Annotated in this window: 23 protein-coding genes and 1 pseudogene; 4 read left to right on the forward strand and 20 right to left on the reverse strand. The window is 41.9% G+C overall.

Annotation, left to right across the window (positions count from 1 at the left end; translation table 11 throughout):
- Window position 1: 1 nt before the first annotated feature.
- The 12 genes from ODOSP_RS05840 to ODOSP_RS05895 form a co-directional block, all read right to left on the reverse strand.
- Window positions 2–862 (reverse strand): tetratricopeptide repeat protein, encoded by an 861-nt coding sequence (locus ODOSP_RS05840; protein ID WP_013611453.1) that lies wholly within the window; start codon window positions 860–862, stop codon window positions 2–4.
- 56 nt (window positions 863–918) lie between these two features.
- Window positions 919–1,944: a vWA domain-containing protein gene (locus tag ODOSP_RS05845; protein ID WP_013611454.1), complete on the reverse strand. Its 1,026-nt coding sequence runs from the start codon at window positions 1,942–1,944 to the stop codon at window positions 919–921.
- Window positions 1,945–1,956: 12 nt separating this feature from the next.
- Entirely contained in the window at window positions 1,957–2,949 is a 993-nt protein-coding gene (locus ODOSP_RS05850; protein WP_013611455.1) for a vWA domain-containing protein, read from the reverse strand.
- A 54-nt stretch (window positions 2,950–3,003) separates the two neighbouring features.
- Window positions 3,004–4,047: a BatA domain-containing protein gene (locus ODOSP_RS05855; protein WP_013611456.1), complete on the reverse strand. Its 1,044-nt coding sequence runs from the start codon at window positions 4,045–4,047 to the stop codon at window positions 3,004–3,006.
- Window positions 4,048–4,078: 31 nt separating this feature from the next.
- Window positions 4,079–4,948 carry a DUF58 domain-containing protein gene (locus ODOSP_RS05860; protein WP_013611457.1) on the reverse strand — a complete coding sequence of 290 codons (870 nt, stop codon included), beginning with the start codon at window positions 4,946–4,948 and terminating at the stop codon, window positions 4,079–4,081.
- Window positions 4,949–4,996: 48 nt separating this feature from the next.
- A complete protein-coding gene (locus tag ODOSP_RS05865; RefSeq protein WP_013611458.1) occupies window positions 4,997–5,989 on the reverse strand; it encodes an AAA family ATPase in 993 nt (330 codons plus the stop codon).
- Between the two features lie 246 nt (window positions 5,990–6,235).
- Window positions 6,236–6,565 (reverse strand): hypothetical protein, encoded by a 330-nt coding sequence (locus ODOSP_RS05870; RefSeq protein WP_167535987.1) that lies wholly within the window; start codon window positions 6,563–6,565, stop codon window positions 6,236–6,238.
- Window positions 6,566–7,198: 633 nt separating this feature from the next.
- Window positions 7,199–7,651 (reverse strand): cold-shock protein, encoded by a 453-nt coding sequence (locus ODOSP_RS05875; RefSeq protein WP_013611461.1) that lies wholly within the window; start codon window positions 7,649–7,651, stop codon window positions 7,199–7,201.
- Window positions 7,652–7,981: 330 nt separating this feature from the next.
- Window positions 7,982–9,106 carry a DEAD/DEAH box helicase gene (locus tag ODOSP_RS05880; RefSeq protein ID WP_013611462.1) on the reverse strand — a complete coding sequence of 375 codons (1,125 nt, stop codon included), beginning with the start codon at window positions 9,104–9,106 and terminating at the stop codon, window positions 7,982–7,984.
- A gap of 429 nt (window positions 9,107–9,535) precedes the next feature.
- The gene (locus tag ODOSP_RS05885; protein ID WP_013611463.1) at window positions 9,536–9,835 is read right to left on the reverse strand and encodes an RNA recognition motif domain-containing protein; all 300 of its coding nucleotides are present in this window, start codon (window positions 9,833–9,835) and stop codon (window positions 9,536–9,538) included.
- Window positions 9,836–10,099: 264 nt separating this feature from the next.
- Entirely contained in the window at window positions 10,100–10,612 is a 513-nt protein-coding gene (locus tag ODOSP_RS05890) for a ferritin-like domain-containing protein (protein ID WP_013611464.1), read from the reverse strand.
- A gap of 199 nt (window positions 10,613–10,811) precedes the next feature.
- Window positions 10,812–12,071 (reverse strand): glycerophosphodiester phosphodiesterase family protein, encoded by a 1,260-nt coding sequence (locus ODOSP_RS05895; protein ID WP_049782832.1) that lies wholly within the window; start codon window positions 12,069–12,071, stop codon window positions 10,812–10,814.
- A gap of 362 nt (window positions 12,072–12,433) precedes the next feature.
- Here ODOSP_RS05895 and ODOSP_RS05900 point away from each other — a divergent pair, with 362 nt between their 5' ends.
- A complete protein-coding gene (locus tag ODOSP_RS05900; protein ID WP_013611466.1) occupies window positions 12,434–12,865 on the forward strand; it encodes an Hsp20/alpha crystallin family protein in 432 nt (143 codons plus the stop codon).
- 33 nt (window positions 12,866–12,898) lie between these two features.
- On the opposite strand, the gene ODOSP_RS05905 is transcribed toward ODOSP_RS05900, so the two are convergent.
- Window positions 12,899–13,519: a response regulator transcription factor gene (locus tag ODOSP_RS05905; protein WP_013611467.1), complete on the reverse strand. Its 621-nt coding sequence runs from the start codon at window positions 13,517–13,519 to the stop codon at window positions 12,899–12,901.
- Entirely contained in the window at window positions 13,506–14,213 is a 708-nt protein-coding gene (locus ODOSP_RS05910) for a hemerythrin domain-containing protein (RefSeq protein WP_013611468.1), read from the reverse strand. Before ODOSP_RS05910 ends, ODOSP_RS05905 begins: the two co-directional genes overlap by 14 nt.
- A gap of 218 nt (window positions 14,214–14,431) precedes the next feature.
- On the opposite strand from ODOSP_RS05910, the gene fldA reads away from it, so the two are divergent.
- Together fldA and ODOSP_RS05920 are read left to right on the forward strand one after the other, a co-directional pair.
- Window positions 14,432–14,941, forward strand: coding sequence for a flavodoxin FldA (fldA, locus tag ODOSP_RS05915; protein WP_013611469.1), 510 nt, complete (start codon window positions 14,432–14,434; stop codon window positions 14,939–14,941).
- Window positions 14,942–15,120: 179 nt separating this feature from the next.
- A complete protein-coding gene (locus ODOSP_RS05920) occupies window positions 15,121–16,332 on the forward strand; it encodes a zinc-dependent metalloproteinase lipoprotein (protein ID WP_013611470.1) in 1,212 nt (403 codons plus the stop codon).
- A gap of 326 nt (window positions 16,333–16,658) precedes the next feature.
- On the opposite strand, the gene ODOSP_RS05925 is transcribed toward ODOSP_RS05920, so the two are convergent.
- Both ODOSP_RS05925 and ODOSP_RS05930 read right to left on the reverse strand, forming a co-directional pair.
- Window positions 16,659–17,459: a GNAT family N-acetyltransferase gene (locus ODOSP_RS05925; RefSeq protein ID WP_013611471.1), complete on the reverse strand. Its 801-nt coding sequence runs from the start codon at window positions 17,457–17,459 to the stop codon at window positions 16,659–16,661.
- A gap of 31 nt (window positions 17,460–17,490) precedes the next feature.
- Window positions 17,491–18,288: a class I SAM-dependent methyltransferase gene (locus ODOSP_RS05930; RefSeq protein WP_013611472.1), complete on the reverse strand. Its 798-nt coding sequence runs from the start codon at window positions 18,286–18,288 to the stop codon at window positions 17,491–17,493.
- Window positions 18,289–18,626: 338 nt separating this feature from the next.
- Between ODOSP_RS05930 and ODOSP_RS05935 the strand changes: the two are divergent.
- Window positions 18,627–19,618 (forward strand): annotated as a pseudogene (locus ODOSP_RS05935) (IS481 family transposase).
- A 118-nt stretch (window positions 19,619–19,736) separates the two neighbouring features.
- Here ODOSP_RS05935 and mobV read toward each other — a convergent pair.
- From mobV to ODOSP_RS05955, 4 genes are all read right to left on the reverse strand, one after another.
- Window positions 19,737–20,966 carry a MobV family relaxase gene (mobV, locus tag ODOSP_RS05940; RefSeq protein ID WP_013611474.1) on the reverse strand — a complete coding sequence of 410 codons (1,230 nt, stop codon included), beginning with the start codon at window positions 20,964–20,966 and terminating at the stop codon, window positions 19,737–19,739.
- A 191-nt stretch (window positions 20,967–21,157) separates the two neighbouring features.
- Window positions 21,158–22,144 (reverse strand): toprim domain-containing protein, encoded by a 987-nt coding sequence (locus ODOSP_RS05945; protein ID WP_013611475.1) that lies wholly within the window; start codon window positions 22,142–22,144, stop codon window positions 21,158–21,160.
- A gap of 155 nt (window positions 22,145–22,299) precedes the next feature.
- The gene (locus ODOSP_RS05950) at window positions 22,300–23,373 is read right to left on the reverse strand and encodes an AAA family ATPase (RefSeq protein WP_013611476.1); all 1,074 of its coding nucleotides are present in this window, start codon (window positions 23,371–23,373) and stop codon (window positions 22,300–22,302) included.
- Window positions 23,374–23,377: 4 nt separating this feature from the next.
- Window positions 23,378–23,671 (reverse strand): helix-turn-helix domain-containing protein, encoded by a 294-nt coding sequence (locus ODOSP_RS05955; RefSeq protein WP_013611477.1) that lies wholly within the window; start codon window positions 23,669–23,671, stop codon window positions 23,378–23,380.
- Window positions 23,672–23,735 lie beyond the last annotated feature (64 nt).

Genomic DNA, 23,735 nt, shown 5'->3' on the forward strand with positions numbered 1-23,735 from the left:
ATTACCAATCTTTTTCGATTTTCATTTTCTTTGCTTTCTGTTCCTGTGCTTTTTGTTTCTGCACTTTTTCCTGAACATTCTTTTCATCGTTCTGCAAAGCCTCTAACAAACGTTCCGCATCCTCCTTAGAAATCTTACCCTGCTGTTGCTGAGGGTGTTGTTGTTGCTGGTCTTTATTCTGATCATTTTTATTCTGCTGGTCTTTATTCTGATCTTGACGGTCTTTATTTTGCTGGTCTTTGTTCTGATCTTGCTGATCCTTATTTTGTTGATCTTTGTTCTGATCTTGACGGTCTTTATTCTGATCCTGTTGATCTTTATTCTGATCTTGCTGATCCTGGTTTTGGTCCTTATTTTGGTCTTGATTATCCTTGTTCTGATCTTTGTTTTGATCTTTATTCTGGTCCTTGTTCTGATCCTGATTCTGTTGATCCTGTTGTTGTTTATGGCGTGCAAATTCCAGGTTATATTTCGTTTGTTCAGAAGCCGGACGATTCCTTAATGAGTTTTTATACGCTTCGATGCTCTCGTCGGTTTTCTCCATCGCTAACAAAGTATTCCCGATATTATGATAAATTTCGCCCAACCGTTCTTTATCGGTTTCTTGTTTTGCCAAAGCAGAAAACTGTTCCAGAGCTTCATCGTACTTTTTCTGCTTATATAAAGCATCGGCCATATTAAAAGCCGCTTCAAATGAATTTGCCTTTTTATCGGCAGCTTTACGATATTCCACCTCAGCCTTTTCGAAATCCTGTTTTTCGAATAATTCGTTTCCTTCCCGGATAAATTTCCGTTCTTGCTGAGCAATAGCGGGCCATGCAGCCAACAAGGTCACCACCGTTATTATCATAGACTTTACCATAACATTCATCATTTTTCGTACATTATTATCGTCAATCCGATTCTCTGTCTTTTCTTTTAGCGTTTGAAAAGATTGATCTTCATAAAATGTTTATTCTTTCTGCCCAGAATCATAAACTCCACAAAGATGAAAAACAACCCCACCAACAGGAAGTACTGGTACTTCTCGGCATAATCACTATATACCCGCTCTTCAAGCAAGCTTTTCTCCATACGATTGACTTCGTCCAGGAGCCGGTTAAGTCCGACTTCGGTATTGCTGGCCCGGATATACAGCCCCTCTCCGGCTTTAGCTATATCCTGCAAAGTTTGTTCGTCCAGTTTGGAGATGACTACATTCCCCTGTGCGTCCTGCATAAATTGTCCGGGTTTTCCTTTCTCCGGGATCGGAGCACCCTGTTCCAATCCCATCCCTATGGTATGGATTACGATTCCTTTTTCATGGGCTTGCTTAGCAGCCGCAACCGCATCATCCTGATGGTTTTCTCCGTCCGTGATGACAATAATCGCTTTGGACGTCTCGGTTTCCGGTGTAAACGACCGGGCGGCCAGATCGATCGCACTCCCGATAGCCGTCCCCTGTACCGGTACGATATCCGTACTGATATTCGACAGGAAAAGCTTGGCCGAAGAATAATCGGTAGTAATAGGTAATTGCACATAAGCATCCCCCGCAAATACAATCAAACCGATCTTATCGTTCGATAATTTCTCTACCATCCGGGAAATGGCCATCTTAGCTTTTTCCAAACGACTGGGTTTGATATCCTGTGCCATCATCGAATTGGAAACGTCGAGAGCGATCATCAACTCTACACCTTTTTTCTTCACCTGCTGCAGTTTCGAACCGAACTGAGGGCCTGCCACTCCGACAATGACAAACAATAAGGCCAGCATCAGCATAACGAACTTCCACGTGCCCCGCTTGAACGATAAAAGAGGCATCAAAGGCCCGAGTAATTCCGGATTACCGAATTCTGCTATCGCCTTCTTTTTTCGTCGGATCATCACCACATAAAAAACAATCAACAGTGGGATAACAATCAAGAGATATAATAATTCAGGATGTGCAAATCTAAACATAGCCAAATAATTTTACGGTATTTTCCTTAAAAGAGTATACTTCAGAACTGCCTGTGCAATCAGTAAACACATACCCAGCAAACCGAAAATAAAATACTGTTCATTCTTTTTACTGAAATGTTTCACTTCTATCTTACTTTTCTCCAACTGATCGATCTCGGAATAGATCTGCTGTAATTTATCGTTATCCGTCGCCCGGAAATATTTACCGCCGGTCACGTTAGCAATCTGTTGTAATACCCCTTCGTCGATTTCCACAGGCATATTCTGCAATTGCACGCCGAAGGGAGTGGGAACAGGATAAGGAGCTTCGCCATAGGTTCCGACTCCGATCGTATATACCCGGATACCGAAAGCTTTAGCTAATTCGGCAGCCGTGACAGGTGCTATCGCTCCCTGATTATTGATACCGTCTGTCAACAAAATCACCACTTTCGATTTACCGGGGCTATCTTTCAACCGGTTGACCGCATTAGCCAAACCCAGACCGATCGCCGTTCCATCCTGGATCATACCGCTTTTCACCTCCCGGAGTAGATTGACCAATACAGCCTGATCGGTAGTCAACGGACACTGAGTAAAGCTCTCGCCGGCAAAAACCACCAATCCGATTTTATCCTGAGGACGTTCGAGGATAAATTTCGTAGCCACCTCTTTAGCCGCCTCTAAACGGTCGGGCGTAAAGTCACGGGCCAGCATACTCGTGGAAACGTCCAGAGCCAGTGCGATATCGATACCTTCACTGGTATAAGTTTGCCAGCTATTACTGGACTGCGGACGAGCCAAGGCCGTCACCAATAAGATAATGGCAAGCAATTCCAATACGAACAAAACATGCCGCCACCAGATCCGGCCGGAATGTTTGATCCCCTTAAACGCCTGTAATGAAGAAAACTGTAAATCAGCATGCGACTTTTTTTCCTTCAGGATATACCAGACGATCATTGGTACTAAAAGTATCAATAACAGGAAATATTTCGGGTTTGCAAATTCGAATCCAAACATTTTATTTCAGTTTACAAATTAACTCATACACTCTTTTCAAAGTGCCTGATCGCCTCATTTATCTTTTACGTCTTCGGGAGTTTCGCTTTTTTCAGCTTCTTTTCGCTGTTGTTCTTCTTCCTGACGTTTTCTTTCTTCTTCCTGTTTCTGCTGCTGAGCAATTTCAGCCTCTACCCGTTGGTGAGTGTTATTGACAAATTCGTAAGCGGCATCCAGATAACGGGAATTTTCATCCTGCAAGGGAGTAAACTTAGCGAATTTCACATAATCGGCCGTCGTCAACATCTCTGCTATTCTCTCCCGTTCTTTGGCTTCTACCTCTTTACAATTTACCAAGGCCTGCATTGTTTCGGAGGAGGTCTGTTCCATGGCAGGTATAGCGAACTCTCCGTCAAGGTATTGGCGTACGGTATCCGTCAATCGGGTATAATATTCCTTTTCTTTTCCGGCCTGCCAAAGCTTATTGCCCTTGATTTCATCCAAGGAACGGATAGCCATGACATAAGGCGGAATCTCTTCTTTCTTCGGCGTAAACAAGGGTTTGTTCTTCCGCCTCCGGTCCCAATACAGCCAGAAGATCAGAATAAGGGCAATCCCTAACAAAACCCACAACAGATAAGGCAAAATCTCGGCAAAAGTCCAGGGTGCGGCATAAGGCATAACGATATCGTAATTCCCCTTTTGCGGATCTACCTGGAAAGTATTCACCACCAATCCTACGGGATCGGTCCGAACAATATTATTATATTCCTGACTTTCGATCGTAATGGGCTGAGGAGGCACAACATATACTCCTGTATCGAAAGCAGTGACGACATATTTTTCCTCCAAAAGCCATCTTCCATCCTTTTCTTTTACAGAATCCCGTACAGGACCGGAGATAATCTCCAATCCATGGACAACCGTATCCTGTAACCGAGGGAACACAATCCGGACTCCCGGGTCTACCTTCGCTTTAAAAGTAAGATGTTGTTGATCTCCAATCATCATATAATTGGTGTCAAGCGCCACCCCATATTCTACATGCTGAGCTTTCAGGGTCGCCACCCCTAAAAACAAGCACAGATATAATAATATTTGTTTCAAAACACTCCTCATAGTTACGATCTTTGATCAAAATCCATAATAATTAAGCCCTTTTCTTAAACAAAGTGATTAAAGCCCTGACGTAGTCTTCGTCGGAACGGATATTAGCGACATCGACTCCCGAACGTTTGAAGATTGCATCCAGTTCCTTTTCGCGGACAAAAGCATATTTTTCATACGCTTCCCTCAGCTTTTTATCGGAAGTATCCACCCACATCTGTTCTCCGGTTTCGGCATCCCTCAGGTACATCATCCCGACCGGAGGCAATTGATTTTCCCGGGGGTCGTATACCCTCAGGGCGACAACATCGTGTTTCCGGTTAGCGATAGCCAAAGCATGGGCAAAATCGTGCTCGTCGATAAAATCGGAAATAACAAAACAGGTACACCGTTTCTTGATCGAATTGGTCATATATTCCAATGCCTGTTCGATATCGGTCTGTTTATCTTCCGGATAGAAATCGATCAGTTCGCGAATAATATGCAAGATATGTGTTCTTCCCTTCTTCGGAGGAATAAATTTCTCGATCTTATCCGAGAAGAAAATCACCCCGATCTTATCGTTATTCTGGATTGCAGAAAAAGCAAGCACTGCAGCAATTTCGGTAATCTGGTTTTTCTTCAGTTTCGAAATAGTCCCGAAATTACGGGAGGCACTTACATCGATCATCAACATGACCGTCAACTCCCGTTCTTCCTCGAAGATCTTCACATAAGGACGGTTGTGGCGGGCAGTCACATTCCAGTCGATATTCCGGATATCGTCGCCGTACTGATATTCTCTTACCTCACTGAAAGTCATACCTCTCCCCTTAAAGGCAGAATGATATTCGCCGGCAAAAATATTTTTGGACAAGCCCCGGGTTTTAATCTCTATCTTCCGGACCCGCTTTAACAATTCAGAAGTTTCCATATCTAAAAGTAAAAGGTTAAAAGTAAAAGGTTAAAAACGACCTTCCGACTATGGAACCTCTACGGCATTCAGGATCTCGTTGATAATATCCTCACTGGTAATGTTATTGGCTTCAGCCTCATAAGTCAGGCCGATACGGTGACGCAAAACATCATGACATACCGCCCGTACATCTTCGGGGATGACATAACCACGACGTTTGATGAAAGCGTACGCTTTGGCAGCCTTGGCCAAACTGATGCTGGCACGCGGCGAACCTCCGTAAGCGATCATGCTGACAAACTTGTCGAGCCCGGCTTCCTGCGGAAAACGGGTGGCAAAAACAATATCGATGATGTATTTTTCAATTTTCTCATCCATGTATACATCCTTCACTACTTCACGGGCACGAATGATATCTTCGGGTTTCAGAATAGTAGATGCCTTAGGGAAGGCTTTCTCCATATTCTGACGAACGATCAGCTTTTCTTCTTCTTTTTTGGGGTAATCGATCACTACTTTCAGCATAAAACGGTCGACCTGGGCTTCAGGTAACGGATAGGTACCTTCCTGTTCGATCGGATTCTGGGTGGCCATAACCAGGAAAGGCTCGGGCAAACGATAGGTCATATCTCCGATCGTCACCTGACGTTCCTGCATCGCTTCCAATAAAGCAGACTGTACTTTTGCCGGAGCACGGTTGATTTCATCCGCCAGAATGAAGTTCGCAAAAATCGGTCCTTGTTTTACCACAAACTCTTCTCTCTTCTGAGAATAAATCATCGTACCGATCACATCGGCAGGCAAAAGATCGGGGGTAAACTGAATACGACTGAATTTCGCATCAATCGTAGTTGCCAGCGTATTGATGGCCAAGGTTTTTGCCAGGCCGGGAACACCTTCCAATAAAATGTGCCCGTTGGAAAGCATCCCGATCAGAAGTCCTTCAACCAAATGTTTCTGACCAACGATGACTTTGTTCATCTCCATGTTGATCATGTCCACAAAAGAGCTTTCCTGCTGTATGCGTTCATTCAATGCTTTGATATCAACAGTATCCATAGATTCAAATTTAAAGTTGTTATATCTTATAAAATTCTATTACGAACCAGAAAAAAATGTGTTACTTTCAAGCCCACATTTCTATCGAATCTCTATTTTTGTCAAATGTTAAAATTTTGAGTACTCCAAAATTAGTCAATCTAAGTTCAAATGTTAAATTCCTAGCCTTAAAAAAAGTTAACCCTCCGTTTAAGGTTTTGCAAAAAAAATATCAGGCTATCCGTCGACCCTGATATTTACACCTTCTTATTTCTTCTTATTCCCTTTAACACGCTGCCTGAGTAAATCACGTCCCCGGGAAATGAATATATAAATAGTGAATACAAAAATCAAACAACGTAAAATAAACCCAGCATTCAGTACCGGCTCAGCTCCCTTAAAATCACGGATTAACCAGGAAAGCATATAAATCAGTAAACCTCCTAACACAATCACCTGAATCAGAATAAAGTAACGCCTCCGGCTTTTCGCCGGCAAGGGGACCGCTTCATCTGCAATACTCCGATCTGCCTCCGTTCTTTCCGTCCGCTCCCTGAGCTGCTGCCAAAACCGTACCCCCAATAAGAGTATGAACACACAAAATGCTATAAATATAAGTGTATCTCTATCCATCGTTTATTTCAGATTAAACTTTTTTTAGCTACAGAGATTTCAAGTTATAAAAGTGCCAGCCCCCCCGGAAAGGGCCGTAAACAAAACGAGGCACTCCCCCTATGCCTGCAAATGTAGGATAAATAGTCGAAAGTTCATAAAAACAAAATGAAATCCAGACTTTAGAAGTGGAGAATTTCCTCATAATTATGGAGAATATTTCCGATTCAGTCGAGACTAAATCTTTGGGATTTTCTGTTTAACGTTTTTTGCTGAAAAATCAGACTCAGACAACAGTGTTTTTTCAAAGCAGAGCCTAAGGCCCTCCCTACAGGCACGAAGCAAGCCTCGACAAACGGAAAGTTTCTTCACTTTCAAAGCCTAAATCAAACTGGTTTATACTCACTTCGACTCTGATCAGCTTCATCCTTTCAAGTCCCTTGACCAGCATCCCCCCCCCTTTTTAATCGGTAAACTTTCGGTTCAGAGTTGAATAATTAATTCCGGACCTAGTTTCGCTAATAATCAGCTTCGAAGCCACCCTATGTCCAATTTACAGGCTGCACCTGCTAATCCGATACCCCGGTTGCAACGCAAGTATTCCTGACAAAATCGAACTTAATCGGCTGTTCGTTCCGAGATACAAATATTAATGGCATTCATACCTCTTTTACCACGCTCCAAGTCGAAAATAACGATGGCATTTTCTACAAGTTCGGAAAGAGCGTTGCTCACATGAAAAAAATATTTTTCAGTTCCTGACAGATCCTTAATAAAACCATACCCCTTCGAAACATTAAAATACTCTACCCGCCCTTTACGGACCTCAGGAGATTCTTGTCTGGGAGTCGAGATCACAATTTCTTCATGGTTTATCTCTTCCTTTTTATGATTCGTTTCCGGAGGTGTCGAAGTAATCCGGCCATTTTCATCGACATAGGCTATCATATCTTCAAAACTATTCGTATTACCGGATAGTTTTCTTTCTTCTTTCCGGTTTTGTTTTTCTAATCTCCGGGCTTGTTTTTTCTTCTCGTTTTCTTTCTTACTGAATGTCTGTGGTCTTGCCATTTAACTGTATGAATTGTTTATAAATAAAAAATAAAATTTATCACCTAATCGAATCGTAAGATTATTCCGACACCTATTCGTCTCCGGTGTTCGTGTTTGAAGACCATCGGAGTTCTGCCGAGTATCATCATGCTTTTTCTGAACGACCGAGCGATAGTGTCTGAGAGAAACGTAACGTAAAGTTTTTGCGCAGCAAGGAGTTCCACCGGGCAGGAGAAAAACCGATGAAATCGACAAAAGCCTTAACGGAGCGGTCCAGACGAACCGGTCTGACGACACAGCAACCGAAATCGGAATAGAAAAACTAAATCCCAGGAATTTTCCATCTACTCAGGCCGAAACTTCAGCCCTACAGAGTTTTTTTCCGGTCAATTTCTGGATATTATCTACTAGTTTTCGTTCTTCCTGAGAACAAAATGTAAAGGCCGTTCCTGCATTCCCAGCCCTTCCGGTCCGTCCGATGCGATGTACATAAGTTTCAGGGACATCAGGCAGATCATAATTGATCACTAACGGCAACTCATTGATATCGATACCCCGGGCCGCAATATCGGTAGCCACCATCACCCGGGTCTTTCCTGATTTAAAATTTCCTAAAGCCGACTGACGGGCAGCTTGACTCTTGTTTCCGTGAATAGCCTGACTTCCGATTCCGGCTTTGCCCAATACCCGGACAATCCGGTCGGCATTATGTTTCGTACGGGAGAAAACCAATACCGATTGATTTTCAGCTTTCCGTAAAAGGGATATCAATAAACGTCCTTTCTCGGCTTTCTCGACGAAATAAACGAACTGTTCGATAGCATCGACAGTCGGAGATTCAGGAGTAATGGTGATTTTCACAGGATTTTTCAATAAAGCAGAAGCCAGCGTAACAATCGAATCGGGCATCGTCGCCGAAAAAAACAAGGTCTGTTTTTCTTTCGGAAGCTTCGGTAATATCCGCTTAATATCGTGAATAAACCCCATATCGAGCATACGGTCCGCTTCGTCGAGCACGAAATATTTCACCTGATCCAGGCTGAGAAACCCCTGACTCATCAAGTCGAGCAAACGCCCCGGAGTCGCAACCAGAATATCGATACCTTTTTGCAACATAGTAACCTGCGGACGTTGGTTTACTCCTCCAAACATCACACCATGACGAACCGGGGTATACCTGGCATACTCGTCTAAACATTCACTGATTTGTAAGGCCAGTTCGCGGGTCGGCGTCAGGATCAAAGCTTTGACTCCCTTGCGTTTCGTTATAATCGGATCTGCCTGTAAAAGCTGGATGATAGGAATAGCGAACGAAGCCGTTTTTCCGGTTCCTGTCTGTGCACATCCCAATATATCTTTTCGGGACAAGGCTACAGGGATTGCTTGCTGCTGAATCGGTGTCGGCCTGTTATATCCTTTTTCCTCAATAGCCTTTAAAATCGGCTGGATTATATTTAATTCTTTAAATGTCATATATTATTATTTTGCTGTACGTCAAAACAGCATTTATTTTCACTATTTAATTTTCTCTGCTGTATCGGATCTATATAGAACATACAACAGAAATGCCGGGGTAACATTAATATGTTTTAATGGGGCAGAAAGGTCATCCGAATAAATAGGCTGGGAAAAAACGTTTTAACAAACGATCAGCCTTATTGAATAACTAGTTAAACTTTCAACACTCATTTCTCAAAGGAAAAAGAACAAAAAAGTTTAATAAATCTGTTTCAGAAACGGAACACTTCAGGACTGAAAACTCCTGATCTCACATCGAAAAGAAAGAATAAATCGAACTTCATTGTTGAGTGTTATAAGACACCCGAAATAAAACTTATAGAAGAGGTTAGCTGGAAAGCCGAATAGTTGATTTTTCAGCCAACCCCTTATCTGATCACCTGATCAATATCGCCTGGAATTACTGTTTCTGTCACGATATCCACCGTTAGACTGTCTTTCAGTGCGAGGACGTGCAATACTTACCGCAATCACTTTATGGTCATATTCTGCACCATTCAATTCATCGATCGCTTTTTGTCCTTCTGTATCGTTAGTCATCTCGACAAATCCGAATCCTCTGGATCTTCCGGTTTCTCTGTCCGAAATAATTTTTGCAGAAGAAATTTCTCCATACTCTGAAAATAATTCGTTTAAGTCTGCATCGGTCGTGCCATAGCTTAAACCTGAAATGTAAATGTTCATTTGAAATTAAAATAAAATTAATACTAATTAGAGAGCAGGATAATTAAAGAAGAGACTTACTTATTTTGAAGAAGAACTTTGACGATAACGATTCATAAACTCTAACTGTCCACAAAGGTAATGCAATAAATCGGATAAACAACCTTTTGTTCCTTACTTATTTATGAACCAACCGGTGAAAATTATGCTTTATTAACGATCACGGGGACGGGGTAATTGTGCGAAAGTTTCGCACAATTGCCCCGTCCCCGTGATTACAATAAACTATTTACCAAGGATTGATTTTTTCATCCGGGCAATATCGGTCAGATAGTCCTGAAGATCCTGTTCATGCTCTTCCTCCTCGGCCAGAATTTTTTTCGCCATATCACAGGTCGTAAAATCTTTACCATTTGTAAAGTCGGCAATTTCCTGATACCTCAATATGGCACAACGCTCGGAAGCCACATTGTCATTCAGCAGACAAACAGAATCAAAGTCTTGTGGAGTATCGTATTTGCATCTTGCCAGTTCCGACCACTTTTGGGGATCCAAAACAGGAACGCCTTCCAGTTCGATGATACGTTTAGCAATCATTTCGGCATGCTTGCGTTCTTCATTGGCGTGTTCTTCAAACTCACTCTGTACATTCGGACGCATAGCACCTTCGACAACCAAAGCACCGATCCAATACTGATAGTATGCCAACCATTCTTCAGCCAATGCTGCGTTTAACTGTGAAATCAAGCTTTCCACATCCAATTTTCCTTGCAGGATTTTTACACTCTCTTTAGCCATAATTTTAGTGTTTAGTTCATTTTGTTCTTTTTATACGTACTACGGCCAAAGAAGTTGTTTGTCGTCCGATAGACCGGGAGATCTATTCGGAAACCTTCATCAAAATATTCAGGATCGTTATAATGAGGCAGGTATAGAAATCATATCCCCGCATTACAGCTATGCAGGAGGGCAACGAATCTACCCTCCCTAAATCCGGTCAGTTGTAATACCCTAATTGTTCCAATACTTTTTCAGCCTTTTCCAGCTTCTTTTTTTGCTGTAAATGATCCGGCAGGCCTGAGGTTACATTCGACTTCAGATATTTTGCGGGCAACGTTTCCTGATAAAACCGGATAGTCATATCCGACTTATTGGTAAACATTCCATCGGCCCAGTTTTGTGCCGGCTGTCCGGCTTTCAATCCGGTATATTCCTCCATCTGCTCCACCGTATCGAAACTATAGGGATGAATGGCCATACCCGAACGGTAAATCAATTCACCGTTTCCGGGAGACAAAAGTTCATCATAATGATTAGGTGCCCCTGCAATACTAGGCCCCATAATCACAGCCCCGTTTTCTATACCGAAATTGATTTTGGCAGCATATTGCTCGGGGGTATTTTGTTTTAAGTCAGAAACGTCATTCCTTAACCACAATAAAAAGCAGGTAGGAATCCGTCGTGGGAAAGCTTCTTTCAGTTTTACCAGGCTCTCGTCCGAAAAAGTCTGCAAAATCACCCGGGCCGACGAATTTGCAATAGCTACTTTGCCCGCGGTTACCGGAATTTGTTTCATTTGTCCGGCATCCGGATGATACCAACCCAGTCTTTGTAATTCTATCACCAAATCTTTTTCCATACCCGGAAACAAATGAGGTTCTTTGGTTTCGGGATAAATACCGGGACGATTACCGTTATCGTCAGGATCTTTTTCGTAACGGGTGTGCTTTCTCCCCTGCCCGTCGATATCGTACACTCTTTTTCCTGCCCGGTCTCTGACTATGCGATAGCCCTCGGCTATACGCACGACATCTTCCAAGGTCAGTATGTCTAAGCCTTCGAATGCTTTTCTGGCCCGATCCGGATTCGCTTTGTTAAACCACGAACCGGCATCCAGTTGTCTCAGCTCTTCCAGGGTAAACTCCGAAACAGGCGAGTCGGCCCGATCCGGAAATACGGTTTCAACATTCGTCGTACGCCTCAGATTGACATCGTGCAGAGCAATCAATACCCCATCTTTCGTTCGTTGTAAATCCAGTTCCAGGTAATCGGCTCCGATATTACGGGCCCAACGCATGGCGGCTTCGGTTTCCTCCGGAGCCCAATACGTCGTACCCCGATGGGCTATAACAATATTCCGGGGTAAATAATCCAAAACTTCACGGGATTCAGGAGGTAAAGTCTTTACTTTTACCTCTCCGGGCAATATCGTTTTCCCGGTCGCCAGCATCAACAATACGGGTAAGAGCATTTTCATCGGTATTATTCTTTTATTAATAAGGCAAAAATAAAGAATAAAGCTGATATCCCCTCATTAAAAGCCCACGGGTTTGTTACAAAACCATGAAGATTTGGCAGACCTCCAAACAGATTTTATGACAATTTTTCCTTTATTCTGCCAAAACAACATAACACACTCATTACAAGCAATTTAACACACAAAGCATCTCTTTCTTCTTTCTTATTTATTATCAATAAATTACACATAATCTACAAAAAAAATACGTATTTCCCCACAAATTGCGGCATACCGATTGCAATCTCCTAAAACGAACACGGTTTAAAATACCGGTTCTACCCAATGAATATGTTAAACTTAAATAATAGGAGGATTAAATTATGGTACCTGTAAGAAGAACACAGACTTGGTTACCGGATATCTTCAATGATTTCTTCGATAACACGTGGATGGAAAAAACCAATGCTACTGCACCGGCAATCAATATTCGGGAAACCGAAACAAATTACGAAATCGAAGTTGCTGCACCGGGTATGACCCGTGAGGATTTTACCATCAAAATCGAAAACAACAACCAGTTGGTGGTCAGTATGGAAAAGAAACACGAACAGAAAGAAGATAAAAAAGAAGAGGGACGCTATCTGAGACGTGAATTTTCATATACCCGCTTCCAGCAAGCGATGATCTTGCCCGATGATGTGGTAAAAGAGAAGATTCAGGCCAGGATGGAACACGGTGTATTGACCATCGATATCCCGAAACAAACGGTAATTCCGGAAGAAAAAAACGGACGAACGATTGAAATCAAATAATAAAAAATCCCGGATTGTTTCCGGGATTTTTTATTACAAATATTCTTTGATATCCTGCAACTCCACCAATTTATTTACAATCGCATAAATAGTCAGGCCTGCCGGACTATGAATCTGTAACTTACGGGCTATATTCCGTCGGTGAGTAATCACCGTATGGGCCGACAAATACAAGGCATCTGCAATTTCTTTATTAGTCATCCCTTTGACGACACAAGTAATAATTTCTTTTTCCCGGCTACTCAACACTTCCTGTCCGGCTAATTCTTCTTCTGTCTCTTCCCCGGGAACATTCAACAGGCGATTCAATTTTTCCCTGATCGTATCCGCATCGTCATATATCGTCAGAGACTCATCGTAATTCCGCAACACACCCTGATCGGCCACCGAACACATCAAAGCAATACATTTCACACCCGCATTCTGAGGCGTTTCTTTAAATTTACGCACATCGAAATATCCGGTAAACGACGGATTTACAATCAGAATTTCAGGCTTATGAAATCGTACACATTCATCCAACGATTCTTCGGAGACTAACTCTATCGGAAGAATTTTCAATCCCTGAATCCGCTTCAAGACCAATGCCAATCCACTACGGACGATCATCGATGTCTCGGCTATAGCAATCTTTAAAACTTCATCTTCCTGCATTTTCCTGTACTTTCTTTTCCAATTCTGCAATCAGAGGAACAAACATATAATCTTCTACCCGGCAATGTGAACACAAATCTTTTTCACAAGAATAAATATCGAACAATACGGTATTCAACAGATTATTATTCGCCCTGGAAGGATAATATTTGACAATAATATTCTTGAGTTCGGTCAGTTTAGTCTCGATCTGGTTATGACGTGCAACAAAAACACCGATATTATATCGCCCGGTATCCTCACCCTGCAATAGTGCATTCACATATTTAAAAACCACCTCATTCTCATATCCCATATGTGCCCGCACCTCGTTGACATATTCATCGTAAAATTTCAAAATCAGAAAAGCAACGTCATCCTGCGAACAATCGATGGCATCTATTAACCTCCGCCGGATCACCGGCAGATTATAATCCAGAAAATAAGAATGAGCCTGCTTCAAATATTCCATCAGGGCTTCAACCGATATCTGGTCATGAAACTCTTCGGACACACAACATTCCCCATCCATAAAATTCACAACAGCCAGAAAAGTACCCGTATGCACCCCCTGACGTTCACATACCTGCTGTACAGTCTGGTCACCGAATCCCAAGGATAACCCGAACCGACTCATCACCAGTAACAGGTTATAATTCTCACAAATCAGATCACTCATCTTATCTGTACCGGAATATTTTAAACGCTTATTCATTCTAAATAAATTTAATCATGCAAAATAAACATTTTATCCGATTCCAACCAATCCCTATTTTTAGGTATTTTTCAATAATCAGCCCATTAGTTTAACCACAATTAAAATTTTTTCGACATAATAAGCCACCCCATTTCTCTTCCGCTCCGTAAACAGAACAGTGATCTGCACAGAATAGATAAGCAGTTGACTTATAATAACTTTAAATCACTATTTTTATGAAAAAAACAGGTATTTTTTACGGTTCCACCAACGGTGATACCGAATCTGTAGCGAATAAAATCGCTATTCAATTGGGGATCGGGAAAGAAGATGTACACAATGTCGCCGATACAACGCCCCATGCCGTACAACCCTACGAAGTATTGTTATTAGGTTGTTCGACCTGGGGAGTCGGGGAAATGCAGGACGACTGGAATGATTTCCTTTTCAAACTCAAAGATATGGATCTGAAAAACAAAACCGTCGCCTTGTTCGGATGCGGAGATTCGGTCAGTTTTAGTTCCAGTTTTTGTGATGCTTTGGGTGTCATCTATCACGAGCTTCAACACACCGGTTGTACTTTTACGGGAGAAGTAGACCCCTCTGAATATCGTTTCGATGGTTCCGGTGGAGTTATCGACGGTAAATTTGTCGGGCTCCCGATCGACGATAATAATGAATCGGACCGAACCGATACCAGAATAAAAAAATGGACAGACCGCTTAAAAGTAACGGTTTTATCCTGAAGTCAGCCTGCTATGAGGCTACGATCGGTCGCTTTCCGAAGTCACCGATCGTATATGTTCCAATTCCGTACACCAAAATCTTTTTTTACAGGCTGTGTGAAAACAATCTTTAAAACAACTTAAAGTGTCAAGTATATAAAGTCTTTTTTATACATTTGCATTCAATAAAAAAGATTCCGATGAAAATACAACGACTTATATTTCTGATTTTCACAACGATCGCAGTGTTCGCCTGTGTGACCGACCATCCTTCACCCCAGGTATTGAAAATTTCCGAAAACACCCTCCGGTTTTCCGGTAACGGCGGTGCATGGAAACTAACGGTCAACAGTAACTGTGAATGGAAAATCACAGGAGGGGATACCTGGTGTAAAACCGATAAACTGGAAGGCAGTAAAACGGCCGAAATATTAATTCAGGTAGATACCAACGACACCAAAGCCGAAAGAGATACCCGTTTTACTTTTACCTGTGACCAGAAAGAGGCTGAAGTACATGTATATCAGGATACAAGCGGCAACAACTATTATTATGAACTGCCCGTTATTTTTCATTTATTCTATGCGGATGAAACCGACAGTTTGCAAAATGCTTCCGGAGAATTCTTCACCAAAATGATCGACGAATGTAACCGTTTATACAACACAGGTACCAATAGTATTCCTATGAACCTGAAATTGGTGGCGGCTACCGAAGATCCTGCCGGTAATCCCCTGGCCGAACCCGGCATCGAACGCATCCTGAAAACCCCGGCAGCAGTCATGAGCTGTGAGGATTTCATGGCTCAAAGCAATACTTCGTTCAATTCATTCGTTTGGGACCTGAATAAATACATCAATGTATTTGTATATACCTTTAAAGAGGAGACCACGGCAGGCATCTCCCACCTCCCATACACCCCCCGTGAAAACAGTCTTCCGGGCCTGACTGCGAATAACCACTATTTCTCGAACATGCCTTCCTATACCCACTGTATTTCTATCAACAATACCTATATCACCGAGGATGACGTTTATACGACTTTAGCCCATGAGCTGGGCCACTATTTGGGGTTATTTCACGTATTCTCCGAACAAGAGTGCAACGAAACGGATTATTGTGAGGATACTCCCAATTACGACCGCAATGCCTATACCGAATGGCTGAGTACACTCACGCCTCCTTACAATTTTCAGGAAGTGGTCAAAAGAAACGGATGTGAAGGAGAAAGCTTTATATCTACCAACGTCATGGACTATTTCTATTCATACCAAAACCGGTTTACCGCCAATCAATACAGCCGGGTACGCCATGTATTGGAAAATAGTCCCCTGATCCCCGGACCAAAAAACATCATTACAACGAAAGTGGCGCGGGAAGATATCGTTCCTGCAGCCAGAGCAATAGAGTAGCCTTCTGTTCTTATTTTCCTTTTTTCCACAACTGCCAGCTATTGATCATATTTTGCCACATATTATATATCAATCAGTATATTAATTTGATTATCAATAAATAAGCCCACCTATCACTAATAGTGGGTAACAAAATAGTAACAAAAAAAACGAAGAAATCGCTTTGCGGTGGGCTTCATGTGCAAAGGTAACAAAAGGCAGAATATCCGCAAAAATAAAGCTGGCGAAAAGAGAAACAATCTTTTTCTTTTCGCCAGCACCTATCTTGCTGTCGGTACAAATAAGTTTAGTCCGTTTTGGATATATAGACAAAGGAACGTACTAAACTAATCTGTAACCTTTTTATTATAATACTCCAAAAATGCCACTTCGCCTATTTCACTTAACAGTTTCTGATTCTCAATAAAATTCTGTCCATACTTTAGCCAACGCTTGGTAAAACCTTTGAATTTGGTACATGGAAAGCTGCTGCATTGGAAACAATGTGTTATCTCTTTCTCCAAACAGCATAAATGAAATGTTTTGCATTTTTCACAGCGAGAACTATTTAGCTCGGCTCCTTTGCAAGGTCTTTTTTCTCTCGTATATGTGGGACACCCCCCACAAAAAACACCACAAGCAGGAATACGACCATTATAAGGCTTGACTTTAGTTATTCCCTTTGCCATCCAAAAATTAGTAAGAGAAAGCTGATTCGCTTTGCGCTTTTGTTCTTCCTCTACTATATAGCCTCTTTTTTCAAAGAAAGGACGGGCTGTTAAGCTCACTTCAGACGTAATCCGCATAATCCCGGATGTAATTGCATACCGTTCTATTTCTTCCAAAAGCATCGTAGCAATACCTTTACCTTGAAAGTCCTTGTGAACAAACATAGAATGTAAATAGCCTTGGGGCGTAATAGATGAAAAACCAACGATTTGTGAGCGTTGATTAACAGCTACAATAAAATAGTGAGTCTTTATCATATCTTCTATTTCAGAGAGATTATCTCCGCACGATGCCCAGTCTTCAACTTCGGATTGTGAATAATCACGTCTGTTTATCACAAGAACAGTATTTTGAAATAACTCTTTCAGCACAACAGCATCCGACTGCTGAGCTTCCCTGATTGTAAAGTCCTCCTTCATATCTATTATATTAAATTCTTTCCAGTCTTTTTTATTTTGTAGCTATTATAGAATAGACCATCGGAATATTATTACTTAAATGCTTTATCCTATATTTGTTAGGTTCACATTCAACTGTTTGGGAAAAACAATTATAGGGTGAATAATCAAATTCATCAAAAGAAGATATTGTGAGCCCACTTTGTATAAGGCTATTTAGAACCTCACTCAAACTATGATTCCACATCACACATTCTTGCAACAAATCGTTTTCTCCGTCCGTATAGGTTCCATCTTGAATTTCTCTAATTGCACCGGAATTAAAGTAATTATATTCAATCCTTTTAAAGTCATCATCAAACACCCACAAAATCGGATGAAACTCCACAAATATAAACTTCCCATTTGGTTTTAGATAATTTGAAATAATCTTAGCCCACTTACCCATATCAGGTAACCAGCCAATCACTCCATAGCTTGTAAATACAATGTCGAATTGTTCATTCAAGTAAGTAGGTAAATCATAAATATCACAGCAAATAAAAGTTGTATTAACATTTGCTTTCTTGGCTAATATTTTTGCATTATCAATCGCTTTATCCGATAAATCAACACCTGTAACATTTGCCCCAAGTCTGCCCAACGAAATAGTATCTTGTCCGAAATGGCATTGTAAATGCAGAATAGATTTACCCTTTATATCTCCAAGTAAATCAAGTTCTATATCATTGAGAGATGATTCCCCTTTCAAAAAGCCTTTGACATCGTAAAAGTCAGATTTCAGATGCACATCTACCCTGCTGTTCCAAGACTTCCGGTTTATTTCTAAATAATCAAAATCCGCATTCATTCTTTTAATATTAAATGGATTATGTGCAAATATAGCAAAAGGTACAGTATATCATTCATTGTGAATTGCACTTTTTACTGTATTTCAGCAAAATACCTCTCTTTACAGGCTAAAACCTTTGCTCCTTTTCTGCCCCTCTTTCGGTTGTATCCTTTGATAGAGTTTGCAAAACTGCTCCCTGAACCAATCGGATACATTTTTTTGATTGATGATTAGCATTAATTTGTTCTTTCCAACAGTTGAATCTGTTACTATTTGTGCAGTCACCTGTAAAGTATCAATAGATACGCTACACTTTTTCTTTTCGTAGGCAAATCCAAAATCTGTATCTTCGTAGCCTGAAAGAAGCTATACGGAAAATACGGATGCGCCAAAAATGGCTTGAGCTATACGCCGAAACGGGTTCTGTGACAAAAAGTGCCCTTCGGTGCGGGATTGCCCGTTCCACGTTATACCGTTGGATAAATCGCGGGAAAGAAGAAGGCAAGTCGGAATTGTCCGACAAGTCTAAACGTCCATCAAGACTTGCCAATATGAAGATAACACCTGAAATTGAAACCATTATCCTTAATCTGCGTGAGACGAGAATATGGGGAGCACAACGGATTGCCAACAATCTGCTTAGGAAGAAAATAAAGTTCTCAGCCATGACGGTGTGGCGTATGTAAAAAAGCATCAGGTCAAAGCTGTTGTGAAACGGCGTAAAAAGTCAGACTATATCCGATATAGTAAAGAAATTCCCGGGGAAAGGGTTCAGCTGGATGTAATGAAAGTACGAAACGGAGCATACCGGTTCACGGCCATAGATGATTGTACCCGTTTGAGAACCATTCGTGTATATCCCGATAAAAAAGCGGAAAGTACAATTCATTTTTTAGGAGAGATACTGAACACTTTTCCTTTTCCCGTTCAGCGGATACAAACTGATTGGGGAACAGAATTTTTCAATTATGACTTCCAATATGAACTGCATGACCATTTTATCAAATTCAGACCAATCAAACCAAGGACTCCGCATCTGAATGGCAAAGTTGAAAGGTCTCAGCAGACCGATAAGACAGAGTTTTGGAATCTTATAGATTTGTCGGACAAGACACTTGATTTGAATGTGATGGCTATGGAATGGCAGGAGTTCTACAATAAGAAACGACCACATTCCTCACTGAACGGCAAGACTCCGATGCAAAAACTCAAGTCTGTCAAGCACCTTGTTCCGATCCAGCCCGATGTGAGTGAAAAATTCTGGGAGTCAAACGAAGAAATTCTTCCACGTAATTACAAGTATCCTAAATTCATTAAACATCGAAATAAGAAAACTGTTATTCGATAAATCATGGAGAATCAAAATATATCGCAGATTATTTTACGCTTTTAAACTCATCGGTCGGGGAACGGCCAGTGCCAAGGGGCGGGACCACCCATCCAAACAAGCGTAAAAATCCAGTAAGCTAATGTAGCGAATCTATTGTTATAGCACAAGTCACCTTATCCGTTGCGAAATTCCGTTTGTACTCTTCGGAATAGAGTGTGCCGTTATGCTCTATCTTTTCCCCTAACATCAGTTTTGCTGTTTGTTCAGTTGAGAAACCGACAATATGACATAGCCTTTCCATTCGGAAAAGTTCTTTTAGTAGTGGAAGCCACGCACAAGCCTTTTTAATCATCTGTGACAGCCGTGATATCTCCTTTCGGGCTTCGTCTAGTTCCTTGATATGCTTACCCCGCGCTTTCATCAATTCCCTGCTGTGCTGTTCCCGTTGCTCTTGCATCATAATTTGCAATCTTTCGATGATTTCGTCACGAGTGGCAACTTCCTCATATAACTGCCTGTTCTCCTGTTTCAACTCCTTAATTTCACCACTCCCTAAAAAAGAACCCACCTTTGCTATAATGGCGGTTTTCGCTTCGGTCTTAACGGCTTCCAGCTTGTCGGTCTTGATTTCTTTCTTAACCTGCTTTAGCTGTTTTTCCGCTTCGTCCTTCTCACTTTGGAGTTGCTGCACGTCTGTTTCGAGTTCTCCCGTCTGCCGTTTCAAATCACGGTAATATTGGGCAGTGGTGACGTGCCTTGCTTCCGACCCACGCACACCACGCTGCAACCCGTATTTATCCATGATTTTGGCGTAGTCGTCATGGTAGCCTATCAACTTGTCACGGTTCAATACATCATCAGCACATAGCCGGGCTGCATTCGTTTTCTTTCGGTAGGAACGCTTACCCTCCGTTTGCTTCTGTTTTGCTTTCCTGCGCTCTCCCGTTACTATCGGTACGATGGTAGCGTGTATGTGAGGTGTGGTTTCGTCCATGTGCAGAACTGCTGAAACGGTATTCTCCCGTCCGAAAGTCTTGTGCAACCATTCCATACTGTCGTTGCACCATTCGTCCATACGCCCGTCTTGCTGTATCTTCATCATATCCTCGTGTGTTCCCGACATCATAACACGGATAGCCCTTACTTGGTCGGGGGTAATCTTCCGTTTGATGCCTGCCGACTTGATGCGATGTGCTATCGCTTCATCACGTACCGTCACACCTTCGGGAAGTTCCACCAGTTCCCGATTGAGATGTGTACGTGTAGGATCCACATTCGGAGCTATCACCCTGCGCTCGATATGGTCGGACATACGAGCGTCGGATGCTCCCTTTGCTTTCTTGAAATCAAGGGTGAAATATCCCATATTGAATATTGGTTTTTCGTTAGACAATTCCGCTTGCCTTGCACATTCGCCGCATGGCTCACGGGGTTTCAAAAGGGGCGATGCCCCTTTGCTCGATAGGGTGTTTTTAGCGGTGCTTGCACTGCGTGAAGAAAACGCCCTATTGAGCTATGGCTTTTCTTACTCAAAAGCCTGTGGAAAGCGTGCGGTAACTACATTCTGAACCCTCTGCTTTTCTTTTTGGCTGGTTGTTGTTCCTGCCTGTCGGCTTGTTTGACTGTCTGTGATTGTTTGGTCTGCTGTGTCAAGTCTGCCGACTGTATCAACCGTTTTCCACACAAATAATCATTCAAATCTTTATAGCCACTATAAATGCGTGAGGAATCACGGACACGGAAACTGTACTCTTTATAAAGTTCCTGTACGGCTCTTATCCCTGCCGTATCATTGTCGAAAAAACAATGTATTTTCTCATAATTCCCCAACGGGTACAAGGCTTTGGAAAGATTGGAAACGGAGTTCAGAATAAGATAGTCCTGCTTGTCGAAGTCGGGATAATCAGGACAATTTTTCTGTCGCAAGGTCAGAAAAGAAAGATAGTCCATAAACCCCTCGAACACATAGCAGGTTTCTTTAGGTTCTCCAGTCTGCCGTATATGGGTGATGTCTTTAGGAGCTATGCAGCCTTTAAAATATTTATTGCGTACCTCATAACCTCCCGATGCATTAGGAAAGCCGATGGCAAAGTTCCATTTACCGTTAAGCGAGAAACGGACTTCCATACATTCTTTTTTCGCAAGTGCTGTATTTATGCCTCTATCCTGCAAGTATGCAAACAAGGCAGGAGAAGAAAGCGGTACTGTTTCCAAATGTTGGAAACTCGGTTGTGTTGATGACTGCTGGCGAAAGGAAAAAGAAACGGGACGGATAGAGGGGCTTTGCTCCGCTATACGGTCTAAAAGGTAAGGTAAACTGTCGGATGCGTAAAGTTCCTGTGCCAATGCAAGGATGTTGCCGCCTTTACCGGCTCCAAAGTCGTACCATAAATTGCGGTCTGTGTTCACTTTGAAAGAAGGCTCTTGTTCCTCTCTCAACGGTGATTTATACCAAAGACTATTACCCTGTTGCTTTATCGGATTATAGCCTAAACTGTGCAGATAGTCTGCCAACTTTATATTTTTGGATTCTTCGATTGTCATAATCTGAATGTATTGGTGAATGAATAATTGAATCAGTTCCGTTTAGTCCGCTATATATACACCCGAACTGTACTAAACTTATCTTGTACTTAATCGTACAATGAAAAGAAGTCCATTCCTTCTTTATATACACACGGACTAAACCAAACTTGCTTTTAGTAGTGGAAATCAGAATTGAACTTGTAGCCTTTTCCCTCTTTTATTATCATGCGCTTGTTTACAAGGAATTTGTTCAAGTCCACGAGAATATTGCGCCCACGTTCAAAACCGATACTTGCGTAACCTTTTTTCAAGGCTGCGATAACATTGGGATAGCCTTGTACTACATCCTTTCCAAATCCGTTTTCCAACGCTTCACGGTGCTGTTGCTCCGTAAGTTCCGTAAGCGGAAAGTTGCGGTTCTGCTTGGGTTGTTCAAAAACATAGTCTTTCACAACTTCGGGCAATGCAGTTTCATTAATGCGAAATGCAAACGGTTCAAAGTCCTTGTCCCGTATGTGCATCGCCTTTACCTCGCTAATATCCACATCCTGCGTGCTTTTGGTTATCTGTAAAACGGTTTCAGCCTTGTTGTTAAGTTCCGTTCCTATATGCCCACGTGTATTATCATCCGCTTTATTCAAGTGTAGTACAGTGTGAATATGCAAATTATACTCACTTGACCACCGCATTAAAAGATTGATGAGGTCGGATGATTCGCTGGGGCTATTGATGTCGTACATCAAATCACGGATGCCGTCTATAATGACAAGACCAATTCCCTCCATATTAGCAAGCATATAGTCTATTATCTGCTTTCGCTTGTCGGGTGTGTATTCCCTCAACACGACAAAGATAAAGTCCTCTCTATCCTTATCGGTAGGAAGTCCAGCCAAACGCATGATGCGTTCCATCACCTTATGGCAGTGGTATTTGCTCTGCTCTGTGTCCACATATAGAATTTTACGCTTATTGTCAGGTAAGTATGCTGAATAGTGCAAAACTTCGTCATTCTTCAACGCTGCCGCCACAATAGCGGAAATATTGAACGTCTTTTTACTTTTGGCTTTACCTGTGGATGCGCTAAAATTTCCCAATGTACCGATAGTAGAACCATTTACCCAAAGGATTTCGGGCGGTACATCGTAGGTGTCAGTAATCTTTAAATGAATAGTTTTCCATAGGACTGCAAAATCTTCTCTTGTCATTGCAGCTTCTTTCTTATTTTCCGTCACTTTCTTGTTTTCCATAGCTTTACTTCTTTAAAGGACGGTTACTACTAAGGATATACTTCTGCGCTTCCTGCTCTATCTGCGCCTGTGTCTTGATGGGATTTTGGCGTAGCCATGCCTCCAAATCTGCCCGTTCAAAAAACAGCATCTTACCCTGCGGTTTATAATGGGGTATCAAGTTACCCGAAGTCAGTTTGTACAGGTAGCTTTTGGAAAGATTAAGAAACTTGCTCGCTTCATCAAAGCTAAGCACATTCTTAGTTAAAAACAGCATCTGTTCGAGTTCCTCAACTCGCATCTCTAATGTCTTATCCATATTGCTTTTTTGGATTAAGTGAAACAATATGAAGGTGCGCACCCTCGTTTTCTTTTCGTTAACG

The sequence above is a fragment of the Odoribacter splanchnicus DSM 20712 genome (assembly GCF_000190535.1).
In the GTDB taxonomy this organism is placed as follows: domain Bacteria; phylum Bacteroidota; class Bacteroidia; order Bacteroidales; family Marinifilaceae; genus Odoribacter; species Odoribacter splanchnicus.